This is a genomic window from Paenibacillus montanisoli (assembly GCF_003268025.1).
Taxonomy (GTDB): Bacteria; Bacillota; Bacilli; order Paenibacillales; family Paenibacillaceae; genus Paenibacillus_Z; species Paenibacillus_Z montanisoli.
This window is the reverse complement of the sequence record NZ_QLUW01000006.1, coordinates 325,561-338,038: the sequence shown is the minus strand read 5'-3', so window position 1 is coordinate 338,038 and position 12,478 is coordinate 325,561. Positions and strand designations below refer to the sequence as shown.

General features: G+C 51.1%; 12 protein-coding genes and 1 pseudogene. 4 read left to right on the top strand and 9 right to left on the bottom strand.

Annotation, left to right across the window (positions count from 1 at the left end; all coding sequences use genetic code 11):
• The first annotated feature begins 139 nt into the window (after nucleotides 1-139).
• The gene (locus tag DL346_RS26335; RefSeq protein ID WP_112885360.1) at nucleotides 140-370 is read left to right on the top strand and encodes a MerR family transcriptional regulator; all 231 of its coding nucleotides are present in this window, start codon (nucleotides 140-142) and stop codon (nucleotides 368-370) included.
• Nucleotides 367-1,125 carry a twin-arginine translocase subunit TatC gene (gene tatC / locus DL346_RS26330; protein WP_112885359.1) on the top strand — a complete coding sequence of 253 codons (759 nt, stop codon included), beginning with the start codon at nucleotides 367-369 and terminating at the stop codon, nucleotides 1,123-1,125. Before DL346_RS26335 ends, tatC begins: the two co-directional genes overlap by 4 nt.
• A 41-nt stretch (nucleotides 1,126-1,166) precedes the next feature.
• On the opposite strand, the gene DL346_RS26325 is transcribed toward tatC, so the two are convergent.
• The 7 genes from DL346_RS26325 to DL346_RS26295 all read right to left on the bottom strand — a co-directional run bounded on the left by DL346_RS26325 (nucleotide 1,167) and on the right by DL346_RS26295 (nucleotide 9,448).
• Nucleotides 1,167-2,078 carry an ATP-dependent DNA ligase gene (locus tag DL346_RS26325; RefSeq protein WP_112885358.1) on the bottom strand — a complete coding sequence of 304 codons (912 nt, stop codon included), beginning with the start codon at nucleotides 2,076-2,078 and terminating at the stop codon, nucleotides 1,167-1,169.
• 157 nt (nucleotides 2,079-2,235) lie between these two features.
• Nucleotides 2,236-3,957 carry an extracellular solute-binding protein gene (locus tag DL346_RS26320; RefSeq protein ID WP_112885357.1) on the bottom strand — a complete coding sequence of 574 codons (1,722 nt, stop codon included), beginning with the start codon at nucleotides 3,955-3,957 and terminating at the stop codon, nucleotides 2,236-2,238.
• 63 nt (nucleotides 3,958-4,020) lie between these two features.
• Entirely contained in the window at nucleotides 4,021-4,935 is a 915-nt protein-coding gene (locus DL346_RS26315) for a carbohydrate ABC transporter permease (RefSeq protein WP_112885356.1), read from the bottom strand.
• A gap of 40 nt (nucleotides 4,936-4,975) precedes the next feature.
• The gene (locus DL346_RS26310; RefSeq protein ID WP_112885355.1) at nucleotides 4,976-5,935 is read right to left on the bottom strand and encodes an ABC transporter permease; all 960 of its coding nucleotides are present in this window, start codon (nucleotides 5,933-5,935) and stop codon (nucleotides 4,976-4,978) included.
• Nucleotides 5,936-6,297: 362 nt separating this feature from the next.
• The gene (locus DL346_RS26305) at nucleotides 6,298-7,524 is read right to left on the bottom strand and encodes a GntR family transcriptional regulator (RefSeq protein WP_112885354.1); all 1,227 of its coding nucleotides are present in this window, start codon (nucleotides 7,522-7,524) and stop codon (nucleotides 6,298-6,300) included.
• Between the two features lie 239 nt (nucleotides 7,525-7,763).
• Entirely contained in the window at nucleotides 7,764-8,369 is a 606-nt protein-coding gene (locus tag DL346_RS26300) for an MSMEG_1061 family FMN-dependent PPOX-type flavoprotein (protein WP_112885353.1), read from the bottom strand.
• A gap of 83 nt (nucleotides 8,370-8,452) precedes the next feature.
• Nucleotides 8,453-9,448, bottom strand: coding sequence for a LysM peptidoglycan-binding domain-containing protein (locus tag DL346_RS26295; RefSeq protein ID WP_112885471.1), 996 nt, complete (start codon nucleotides 9,446-9,448; stop codon nucleotides 8,453-8,455).
• Between the two features lie 143 nt (nucleotides 9,449-9,591).
• Here DL346_RS26295 and DL346_RS29965 point away from each other — a divergent pair.
• Both DL346_RS29965 and DL346_RS29640 read left to right on the top strand, forming a co-directional pair.
• A pseudogene (locus tag DL346_RS29965) lies at nucleotides 9,592-10,413 on the top strand (stalk domain-containing protein); the annotation flags it as partial.
• Nucleotides 10,408-10,584 (top strand): excalibur calcium-binding domain-containing protein, encoded by a 177-nt coding sequence (locus tag DL346_RS29640; RefSeq protein ID WP_240633449.1) that lies wholly within the window; start codon nucleotides 10,408-10,410, stop codon nucleotides 10,582-10,584. The pseudogene DL346_RS29965 and the gene DL346_RS29640, both read left to right, overlap by 6 nt.
• Nucleotides 10,585-10,738: 154 nt before the next feature.
• On the opposite strand, the gene DL346_RS26285 is transcribed toward DL346_RS29640, so the two are convergent.
• Both DL346_RS26285 and DL346_RS26280 read right to left on the bottom strand, forming a co-directional pair.
• Nucleotides 10,739-11,761: a zinc-dependent alcohol dehydrogenase gene (locus tag DL346_RS26285; RefSeq protein ID WP_112885351.1), complete on the bottom strand. Its 1,023-nt coding sequence runs from the start codon at nucleotides 11,759-11,761 to the stop codon at nucleotides 10,739-10,741.
• 99 nt (nucleotides 11,762-11,860) lie between these two features.
• On the bottom strand, nucleotides 11,861-12,400 hold the full coding sequence (locus tag DL346_RS26280; protein WP_112885350.1) for a hypothetical protein: 540 nt from the start codon (nucleotides 12,398-12,400) through the stop codon (nucleotides 11,861-11,863).
• Between the last annotated feature and the right edge of the window lie 78 nt (nucleotides 12,401-12,478).

Here is a 12,478-nt window from a genome sequence, read left to right as displayed (position 1 = left end):
CACTCAGTCCCATTGATAAATAAAAGCCTTGCTGATATCATCTCGACTCAGGAAGGTATATGTAAGGTTAAGTTACATCATCATCCGCTGTCAGGATCATTTTGGATGCAGCTACTTTCACTAGGGGAGGCGTTCGGCGATGGAGGAGAAGGTAATGAGTATCGGTACGGTATGCGACTTAACCGGATTGACGGAGAGGCAAATCCGGTACTATGAGGAGAAGAAACTGATTTTCCCGGTTAGATCGAAGGGCGGCGCGCGCAAGTACTCGTTCGAGGATGTGGAGAGGGTCAAGGAAATAAACGGCAAGCTGCGCGATGGCTTCCATACGTTCGAGCTGCGCAAAGCCGGAAAGGCGTGCTGCGAATGAGGGCCGGGGAGGAGACGATGACGCTGCTGGCGCATGTCACCGAGCTGCGAAGCCGGATTTGGCGGATGCTCGCTTTCGTTCTGCTGTCGCTATGCGGCGGCCTGTATTTGTCGCCCAAGGTGCTTCGTTATTTGAAGAGCGTGCCGCCCGCGAAGGATATGACGTGGAACGTCTTTTCTCCCTGGGACGGCATTCGGATGTACATGACCATCGCGCTCGCCTTCGCGCTGACGGTGTCGCTGCCTTTTATCCTGTACCAGCTGTGGGGTTTCGTACGCAAAGGACTTCACCCGGAAGAGCGCGCAGCCGCGCTTCGCTATGTCCCGTACAGCGCGATCTGCTTTCTGCTGGGACTCTCGTTCGGCTATTTCGTCGTCTACCCGATGAGCTTCGCTTTTACGACGAACATCACGAAGAGCTTGGAGCTGGTCGAGACGTACGGGGTTGCGCAGTATTTCGGGTTCATGTTCAATATCATTCTTCCGCTTGCCATCGCCTTCGAGCTTCCCGTCGTCGTCATGTTCCTGACGAAAATCGGCATCCTGACGCCGAAGGCGCTTCATCAGATGCGGCGTTACGCATACTTGGTGCTCGTCATCGTCGCCAGCTTGATCTCCCCGCCCGAGCTGCTCTCGCACCTGATGGTCTTCATCCCGCTCGTGCTGCTGTACGAGATCAGCGTCCTGCTCTCGCGCGCCGTCTATGGGCGGCGAAAAAGAAACGCCGCGGCATTGGCCGAGGCGTCCGGGACTTAGGTTTGTTTGAGAGCTGAGAGCCGGGTTCCCTGCTCTCAGCTTTATAGATACGGCCAGACGCAATCCTCCGGCCGCTTGTCCGGCAAGAAGCCGCGAAAAATCGTCGTCCGCAGCTGATGCGTATCGGTACGTTCCAAATACTCGATCCTGCAGCATAGTCGCGGCTCGATCCACTGCGTTTTCTGATCCTTATCGGTGCGGAGCTGCTGCGCAACCGCCAAGAAGGCCTGCTTATCTTCGGGGCGGAATCCGAATTCGACGGTTCCGACAGGCTTGTATTTGATCGTTCTGAAGTGCAATCCGATCGCAAGCGCGAACGGTTCCGTCCGGTAACCGAGGATAATGACGTCGATCGTTTTAAAATGTTTGATTTTCAACCAATCCGGCGAAGTCCTGTCCAGGCAGTACTTGGAGTCCTTCCGCTTCGCGACAATGCCCTCCATGTCCTTCTCGTTGGTTAGGGCAAACAGAGCCTGTCCCGCTCCATCTATAACCATCGTCTTCGTCAGCACTTGCGAATCGACCACAATGTCGGCTAACCGCTCCTTCCTCTGCATCAACGGCTCGCCCATATGCTCCTGCCCCCCCGAATACAGCACATCGAAAACGACGAAGGTTGCGGGGTGCGTCACCGCCGCTTGGGCGATGCTTGTTGATTTACCTAACCTCCCGCGGTAGGAAAAATCATCGAACACCGGCCGGCCCCCGCGCAGGCAGATGCCCTCGCAATCCAGAATCGCCGCGTCCGCTTTGATCGCGGCAGCCATCTCCCGGAGCTCCGGAAACTTGCCCGTCACGAGATTGCCATAACGCGTATAGGCTTCTACTCGCTCGCCCTGCTTATGAATTAGAATCCGCCAGCCGTCGTATTTGGGCTCGAAGATAAAGCGATCGTCGTCGAAGGCTCCCTTGCCGATACTGACGATCATGGGCTTTAACGGTGTAAAGAGCATTTAAGCCTCCCTCCCTACCACCATTGTCGCCTCGATGGCGCTGAAGCAAACAGTCGCAACGACAATAGGCGAATTCGACCGGTATACGACGACAGACCAAACCGCTGATAAAACGGTTTGGTCTGTTTGGCGTCAATCCTTATTCATTAACCTTCTTTTACCAGCCGATGTCGTCACGCGAAGCGGCTTTTTCAGCTACATATTGCGCCATTTCTTCTACGCCGGCAGCTTTAAATTTCTCTTGAATGCCATGCAAAATCTCCAGCGCTTCGTCATCCGATTTCGCGTAGCAGGCTTTGCGGAATTCTTCGTCGAAGTTCAAGCTGGACGTTTCGTCGCGGAACTCCTGGTATTTCGGCCAATCTCTTACTAGATAACTCGCGCTGACCTTGTCGATAATTTGGATCGGCAGTCTCTTCGAGTAGCTAGCCTCGAGCTTCTCCCATTGCGTCTTCTGGTCCTCCGGAATCGGCCAAGTGACTTCAGAGGAGAACGCGCCCATGAAGCTGCCGGAGAGATAGTTGAGACCTTCGTCGCGCTTCACATCCGGATTATCGTCAAACTGCTTCTTCACGTCCGCAATCCATTGCGGCTTGCCATCGGCCATGTTATACGTTTTGCCTGCGATACCCCAGTAAGCGAGCAGACGGCCTTCGTCGCTGTTCAAGTAATCGATCAAACGCAGCGCCGCGTCCGGATCTTTGATTTTCGCGCTCAAGAAGATAACCGGGAAGCCGGAACGGCCTGGCTTCTCGACTTGCGTCACGATGTTTCCGCTCTTGTTCTTCATTGGTCCAAGCAACTCGTACTGCATTTCCGGATTCGTTTTATAAAGCGTTTTTTGCAAGTCGCCGATCATGCTTTGAGCGCCGAATACAGCCAGCTTGCCTGTTGCAAGCTTCTCTTTCGCCGTCGTATCGGTATTGCTGAACGCCTCTGGGTCAAACAGGCCGTCTGTGATCAGCTTTCTCATGTACAGCAAGCGGGCTTCCTGATCCTTGGATTGCGTCCAGTGAATGAGCTTACCATCCTCTTGGCGGAAGTCCGAAATGTTGTAATCGGACCACCCGGACAGGAATTGGCTATAGTCCCAGCCGTTGTGCATCGTGCCGGAAGGAATAACCGGCTTGCCGCTAATATCCTTGAAATCGCCGCTCTTGATCTTCGTCAGCAGGTCGAGCAGCTTATCTTGCGTATCGATATCCGCCGCATTCACGCCCAATGCCTTCAAGATATCGCCGCGGGCATAGAGACCGTAGTTCCAGTTATGAATGCTCTCAGGAGTGCCGTCCGGCGTCTGCATCGGAATGACATATTGCTTGCCTTCAAGATCCGGGCTATTCAAATCGAATTCGGCAAAGTCTTTTGCTACGCCTTGCGTCATCAGTTTCTTCACGTTCGGGTATTTATCGAGATAAGGGGTTAAATCGAGAAGCTGGCCTTCCAAAGCCGCTTTCTTGATGACTTGTCCTTCCCCGCCTGTCGTCGACCAGTACGGCGCATTAACGATATCCGGAACCGTATCCGAAGCGAAAATCGTGTTCAGTTTCTCCACTTCGCTTGTGGTGATCGATTCCAGCTTTAACGTTACGCCGGTTTTTTCTCTAACCGCTTGAGCTACGGGATTATTTTCCTGATCCTGCGGGAATCCCCCACCGCCGCCGTTCCATGCGCTCAGGAAGGATAGAGTGACCTGCTCAGGTGCAGCGGATTCGTTCGAGTTCCCCGAATTTGCATTCGTCGAATTCGTGGTGTTCGTGGTTCCCGAGTTAGATGATGTACCCGAATCATTGTTTCCTCCACATGCCGTCAAAGACAATGCAAGCAGCGGAACCGCAAGCGTCAAGCTAAGAGTTCTTTTCATTCTGGTCTTACGCATTTGACAAGCCCCTTTCGTTAGATAATTTTTTTATATATAAAAGGCTGAGCCTTCTATACTCGGCTACTCTTTAAGCGAACCAACCAGTACGCCTTTTACGAAATACTTCTGAAGGAACGGATACACCAGGATAATCGGCGTCGTAATGATGATAACGAACGTCATCCTGAGCGCCTCGGGCGTTACGCCTCGCAGCGCCATCTGGTTTTCGTTCATGTTTTTAATGGAAGATCCGCTGCTTGAACCCGTCATCGATTGGAAGGACGCTTCGCTGATCATTTTGTTCAGGAACGTGGCAGCAGGCTGAAGGTTCTCGTTCTGGATGAAGAATTGCCCGGTAAACCAGTCGTTCCAGATGCCTACCCCGACGAACAATGCAATGGTCGCCATAACCGGCATCGAAAGCGGGAGAATGATTCTCCAGAATACCCCAAGCTCGCTTGCGCCGTCGATCCGGGCCGATTCCGACAAACCCTGAGGGATCCCATCGAAAAACGTCTTCATAATAATCGCATTGAAGAAGCTATAGAGCGACGGCAAGACAAGCACCCAGTACGTGTTCAGGATATGAAGCTCTCGGTACAGGATAAAGGTCGGAATAAGTCCCCCGCTGAACAGCGTGGTAAAGAAGAAGAAAAAGACGATATATTTTCTCCCCGGCAAGCCTTTCCGGGAAAGCCCATAGGCCAGCAAAGCCGTCAGCAGCGTGGAACCTATAGTAACGATCAATGTTCGGCTTATTGAGATCCAAAATGAATTCAAAATTTGAGGATTGTTGAATGCCTTGGTGTAGTTCTCAAGCGTTGTGACTCTCGGGAAGAAGTAAATGCCACCTTTCATGGCATCATAGCCATCATTGAATGAGAGCGCCAAAAAATAGATAAAGGGATAGAGTGCCGTGAGGCAGAATATGAGCAACAGCGCATAGTTCACGGTGGAATAGACTTTATCGGCTGCCGACAACTTTCTCACACCCATACCCGCACCTCCTTAGGTTCGTAGAATGATTTTCGCCCGATCACCATAGCGATACGTCGCTCACTTTTTTGGAAACTTTGTTCACAAGCACGATAAGCAGCAAGGAAATTGCGGATTTGAACAAGCCGATGGCCGTGGAATAAGCAAATTGACCTTGCTGAATACCTGTCTTCAATACGTAGGTGTCCAAAATTTCCGAGACACCGAGCGTTGCAGGCGTCTGCATCAGCCAGATTTGGTCGAATCCGGCGTTCAGAACGCCGCTCAGAGAGAAGATCAGCAGGATGCCGATCGTCGGCGTCAGACATGGCAGCGTAATCTTAAACAGCTTGCTCCAGCGGCCCGCGCCATCCATTTCAGCAGCTTCGTACAAGTGCGGATCGATATTGGTCAAGGCAGCCAAATAGATGATGGACCCCCAACCTACGCCCTTCCATATATCCGAAATGACGACCAGGGGATAAAATAACTCCGGCTTTCCCATAAAGAAGATCGGGTCCAGCCCCATATGATCCCGGATGTCATTGATAAGCCCTACGTTAGGAGACAGAATTTTTTGCATCAGCGTCACGACTACGACCCAGGATACAAAGTGAGGCAGATAGGAAATCGTCTGAAAGATCCGTTTTATTCTGCCGTGCATCACGCCATTCAACATTAAAGCAAGAATCAATGGCGCCGGGAATCCGAACACCAGTTTAATGGCACTAATGGACAGCGTATTGTATAGCACCGAATAGAAGCTGGAATCGCTCAAAAACTGTTCGAAATATCGAAGGCCCTCCCAAGGGCTCCCCAGTATCCCCAGGTTGTATTTGAAATCTTTGAACGCGATCAAAATGCCGTACATCGGGTAGTAGCAAAAAACCAAATACCAGATAAAAGCGGGAAGCATAAATAAGTAGATGTGCCTGAAACTCCATACTTTGGACCAGGTCTTGTTCTTTGTTAACGGCAAGACCTCGGGCAAGACTTCGGTTCTTGCTTCTTTCGCAATCATTTCTCCTCCCACCTCCTATAGGTAATAGCCAAGCGAAGCTTCTGATAGAAGCCAACAGTCATGCTTTGAAACCGATTACATAAGTCTTTTTGAATTATAATATATTTAATATATATTATCAATGCACTGATTGAAAATGTTGGAATTAAAATAACAGGATTCGTCTTTCTTTTCATTCCAGGTAAACTTACAGACTTCCAGCTTGCCGCCGTCTTACATTTTGTAGGCTATATGGGTCTACTTCACCTCACCTGCAAGCAATTATATATTCTTTTTATAAAATAACATATTAAATATATATTATCAATACAAAAAAGAAGAACCGTTCCGTCTCGGAGGGGTTCTCCTTTCATTGTCTTCTCCTATTTATTTCTCGGCGTGACGCGGTACATCGCGCCCGCACTCCATTTTCCAGCCTGATATTCTCCATCCGGCCTAAACGCTCCTGTCGATTGCCGCACGACAAGCTCGGGTTTCATAAATATTTTGTTATACTCGTGATCTGCCGCTTGATTATCGTTAATAACCTCGATCAATTTAATTGCTGCCTTGTAGCCGATCTCGAACTCGAACTGCTTCACATGCGTGAACATGCTCATATCCTCCGCGATCGCCGTCGGATCGTCGAAGCTGACGAGCGACAAATCATCCGGCACCGAGAGCCCGCACTGCCGCGCGGCCCGGTATACTTGCATCCCCAGCTTGCTGTTCAGCGTAATATAAGCGGTCGCCATCCGATTGCGAATAAACCGATACAACGGATGATCCTCCTGCACTTCGTCGACCGGAGCGAACTCGGTAATGATATGCGCCGGATTAATGAGCGCCCCTTTTTTCTTAAGCGCGTCCATGTAGCCTTGAATCCGCTCCTGTACGGTCACGGTCTGGAGCGGCGAGTCCGAGCAAATCGCAATTTCCCGGTGGCCCAGCTCCCATAAATGATTAACCGCCAGTTCCGCCCCCATACGGCCGTCGCAGGCAATATAGTGCGTCTCCACACCAGGCAAATAGCGGTCGATCAGGACGAACGGATACCCGGACAGCTTCATGCCGAGAATTTCCACATTGTACTGCTCTTCGTCAACCGGAAAGATCAGCATCCCTTCGGCGCCCATGTCCATCAACGTCTTAATCGCATCGTTCTCCACGGAAAGCACGCTGTTCGAGAGCATAATCACGGCCCGATAGCCCTTCTCCATGAGTGCCTTCTGCACCCCCAACGTCAACTGTGCAGCAAAATAATCATAGATCGAAGGCAAAATGAACCCGATAATCCCCGACTTCGCATCCGTCTGGGGTGCCGGCTCCTGACGAATGAAGCCGCTCGCTGCCGGCCGCGTTTCCGGCACGGCTGTCATGTCCGATTGTTCGCTGACGAAGCTGCCTCTACCCGGCACCCGCGTAATGACGTTCTCGTTGGCTAAGCCCGTGAGGGCATTGACGACGGTGATTTTGCTGACATTGAAACGCTCCATGAGCTGCTTCTCGGTCGGAATGCGGTCGCCTTCTTTCAGGCCGCGCGAGCTGATCAGGCTGCGGATATAATCTTGGATTTTTTGATACAGCGGTACCCGATCCATTGTATTCATTACAGCCACCACTCATTCGGATAATTATATATATTCAATATAATATATATCGAACAATATTGCTTCAATTTTTTCAGGAATCTTTATCATATCGCCAAGCCTGCGTTTCTTCCTAAAAAAGAAGCAGCCGATTCGTATCGAATCGACTGCTTCTTTCGCTTGTTACCTGCATTTGAACTTCAGGCTTATCTCGCGGTCAACGGCGTCCTACAAAACGCGGAGGTTCCACTTGCCGTTCGTTATTCAGCATCCTTGCTGATCACATAACCGTTTCTCGTAATATGGTCCTCGAAGATGCGCTGCACATTAGGCAGTTCCGTCCGCTCCAGCCACGACTCGGTCTTCCAGACATCGGACGATTTCAGCGCCCTCGGACAGTGTATAAAGCATTCTTCTACCGTGACCTTGACGGCAAATTGCGGTTGTCTCCCGTTAAGCGCCATGCTTTGCAATAATGCCTCGTTGCGGATCATTTGAGCTCTGCCGTTGATGCGCAGCACCTCGTCCATTCCCGGCAGGATGCAAATCATCCCAAGCCTTGGATTGGATAGCAGGTTGATCATGGAATCAACCCTTCTGTTCCCCATGCGCTCCGGAAAAGCCAACGTGTGCTCGTCCAGCACTTGCACAAAACCGGGCTGATCGCCGCGCGGCGACACATCGCACAGCCCCTCGGCATTCGCGGTCGCCATGAAAAACAGCGGGCATTTGGCCAAATAATTGCGGACATGCTCGTCGATATGATCGATGGTTTTCTTTACGACCGCCTCATGCGGAACCCCTACCAGCTCGCGCAGCCGTTCAATAGAATCGATAATTTCGTCTTCGGAATGAAGATTGGCCATGCTTCAATATTCCCTCTTCCTATTGATAGATGCTACCATCCTACCCGCTGCCGAGGATGATTGCAAGCTCTCTCTCAACTCTATCACAAGATGGCGTTCATCTTCTGCCGCACCAGCGGATAGAAGTTGTTTTTCGCGTCTACCGTTGAATTCCCGCCGAAAAACCCCGTACCGGGACAGGTCTTAATGGCATGGCCCGCACCGTTATCCAGCACTCGCTCCCCTGAATTGATATCCCACCAGTGATGGTAGGTAATGCTGTCTACCGAAGGCGCCAGCCCGTATTTCAGCATCAACAGCGCCGCGACCGTAACAATCGTTTCCCGCTGTTCCGCCGTCATTTGGTTATGACCGGCATCGAAATCCCCGACATTTTCAATCGCAATCGCGTCCGCTTCAATCTTATGCATCGCGGCTGGATTCAGCAGACCGAACGAACCTTCGGGCGGCATGTCGAACGGCCGCCCCACTGCGACTTTTCCATCCGGAAAGGTGGTTAACTGCTGGCTGATCATGCTCCATTTCATCCCGCTGACGTGGAATTCCTCCATTCCCTGCAGCATGGCAAAATGGTTCGACCCGTTAAATTCTTTATAAGAGGGCTGAAACGTATGATGCTGCTGGATCTTGCGAACGACTCGGTTGAATTTTTGATTGAAAATCCAATCCTTAAATTCATCTCTCGTCATAAGCACAAACTTCCCATCCATGCTCAGCTTTCGAGGCGGGATTCTGAGATGCTGCCCGACGCGAATCACATCGGAGCTTAGCCCGTTGGATGCTTTAATAGCGGGGACAGATGAAGTGAAGGACTGTGCGAGCTCCCATAGCGTATCCCCGGAAACGACCTCGTACATAATCGGAACCCGCAACCGTTGGCCGACCTGGAGCAGATCCGTCTGCAGCCCGTTAATTCGCTTCAATTCGTCGACGGTCGTTCTATAGGTTCGCGCAATTTCCCACAACGTATCGCCTGGCTTGATGTCATATAAGTTTCTTGGATTGTTTTGGGCATGAGAGGCATTGACAGGTATCAGCATACCTATTAAGCAAAACAGAAGGCCTAATGTTTTTTTCATATTCGTAATCCTTTCTTGCGTTTCCCAAGCTTTAACTTGTCCAAATAAAGGAAGGAATATGACCCTGAAGCCCGTCATAAACGAAAACTGCCAAGAGAAGGCTATGTTGTAAAGCGACAGTCAAAGGAGTGCCCGAAAACCACATGTTAAAGAAAATGATGCTCATCGCTGCAATGGCCGCCAGCTTAACCGGATGCCTCAGCCAATCCCATGACCGGACGGACAACGTCAATCGCCAACCCAATCCAGTTTCCAGCAAAGGAACAATCGACACGGTCAAGCCTATAAGGTTGAATGCAGTCAGTACAGCTATTCGATTATTTGTTAATGGCTATCAGGCAACTTCCGCACCGAAGATTATAAGCGGGGTAACTTATGTACCTGTACGATCGGCTGGCGAACTGCTGCACAAAATCGTTTCTTGGGACGCAGCGACGAAAACGGTTTTCATAAATGATCAGAATCAGAATCAGGCAAAGCCAGCAAGCAATGCTTTGAAGCTGATTGTCAACGGCAAGCAGGCAAATGTCGCGCCTAAGATTTTAAGCGGCGTTACTTATGTGCCCGTGCGTGCAGCAGGAGAACTGCTGAAGAAATACGTTACATGGGATGCAACAATACGAGCGGTTTACATTAACAACCAGATGCATAACAAAGTCATCTACTTTCCCGCGGTCCGATACCCGCAAACGGCTGCCCACATGAAAAGCGCGATGAAGCGCGGCGAATCACCGATCTGCACCATCGATCGTGGAGGCGCAGACGAGAATCGGGAACAATCGCTCAGCGGCATTCCAACCAAGGAAGGTTATGATCGCGACGAATTCCCGATGGCCATGTGCGCAGAAGGCGGAACCGGGGCGGACGTGGCCTACGTGAAGTCTTCCGATAATCGGGGAGCAGGCTCATGGGTTGGCAATAAAATGGAGAGTTTCCCAGACGGCACGCGTGTATTGATCGTGATTGATACGAATTCGGGGGCTGTCTCCGCACCTAAACCAACTCCGCAGCCAAGCAATGTTTATTACAAAAATTGCACTGCCGTAAAAGCTGCCGGCAAGGCGCCGCTCTACAAAGGCCAGCCCGGATATAGCACAAGTCTGGACCGTGATCATGACGGAGTCGCGTGCGAATAATGGTCATACTACAATCCTCAGACCGGCGATCGCATTTATATTAAGGAGCAAAAAACAACGACCGTTCAACCAATCCGCTACTTAAACGAAAATAGAGGGACCTTCATGTCAGCGAATGCTGACATAAAGGTCCCTGCTCTATCTTTTCGTAACCCTACGACTGCTTCCAATCCAGCACAACTCCGGTAAACGTCTCCGGTTCATTAAGCAGCCCGTCATAGGCCGCTTTGATTTGGCTCGGCTTGACGGTATGGGAAATTTGCTTTGCCAGCTCCAGCTTGCCTTGGCGAATCCAATCGAACACCAGCTGCTGCTTGCTATAGAGCGATACGATGCTCGGCAGCTCGGAATAGACCGGCAAGCACCACTCAAGCCCGCCGCGCATCGTTATCCAACGCACATGCATCGCAGACAGCAGCTCCGTCAAGTTGCCTTCTACCGGTACGCGGGGACTTCCAAGCAGGACGATCTGGCCGAAATTCGCGGTAGATTTCAGCGCCTGCATCACAACGCCGCTATGGCCCACGGCATCAATTGTAATGTGTGCCAGCTTGCCGCCGGTGATCGCTCTAATCTGTTCCCGTACTTCCTCATCGCTGCCGCCGATTGTAATCGGCAATCCGCACGCTTCCGCCAGCCTGCGGCGATGCTCGTTCGGTTCGACGCCAATCACTTTGCACCCCAAATTTCGGAACATCTGCGCGGCTAGATTGCCTACCGCACCGAGACCGAATACGGCGACCCAAGCATTGTGCGGAACATCGCTCAGAATAATGGAAGTCGCCGCTACGCCCGCCATGCGCGAAGAGGCGGCAATGGCCGGATCTATATCCTCCGGCACTTCGATGATAAGCTCTTTCTGGTTGACAATGATGGCGGAGGCATGTCTGCCAAAGGTATAGACGCGCTGCCCTGCCTTCACTTTGGTCACATTCTCCCCGACTTTGCGAACGATACCGACGTTGGCATAACCGGATTTCCACGGATACGAGTTCCAGTTGCCGGGCTTGAATACGCCCGCATCCTTGGCCGTATAATTAGCCAGCTCTGTCCCTGCGCTAATGAATGTAAACTCCGTTTCAATGAACACTTCGTCCGGCCCAACTTCCTCATTCAGGCTCAACGTTTGCAGCTCGACCATATTGGGGCCCGTGACGACGACTTGCTTGATCTCCATTCATGATCAACTCCTGTACCGATTTGGGTTTCAGCCTTTACCGCTCATCGATACTAGTATTCAATATGGCCGAGTGTTCTCCTTTATTTTCTAGCTGACTCAGGGAGCCCATTCACTAGAATGGAGACGTTGAAGAATGAAAAAATTAGAAGCAACCCGAAAAGGGCCGATTGCGATATAAGCCTTGCCTAGCAGAATGTCTGGTCGCTCTGGATCAGGAATCACCAAATAATCGCGGAGAATTCGCTCCACTTTCCACTTTTTATTGCGTAGGCTCGCTCCGTAATCAAGAAGCAGCCCGTGTGGATACAACTGATCTCGGGCGCTGCCGCCTTCGGAAGCAAGCGTTACAGTAAAGAACCCAAATCGGCGCGGAGCTTCCGAAGAAGGCAAATGAATCCATGATTCAGAGACGCCATTTTGTTTAACGGGAATGTTATAGCCTTCCGCTCTGGCACCTCCCGAGAAGAAGCCTTTGATAAACTTTCGAATCCCAAGCATTCCGGGAACCAGTCCCTTGTTTAGTCCCCTATACTCGTACCCGATTAAATCTTCCAGGCGCGGAGCCGTGCCCTGCAGCATGTATTTTTCCAGCTCTTCATTCGTTTGTTGACTCAAGGAAATTAACGTATCGTCCATCTCGTCACCTCCGGTTACTTCCCCGTCACAATTCCTATGTATTCTCTTAAACATAGCTCAAGTTTTCCATGGCGGAAG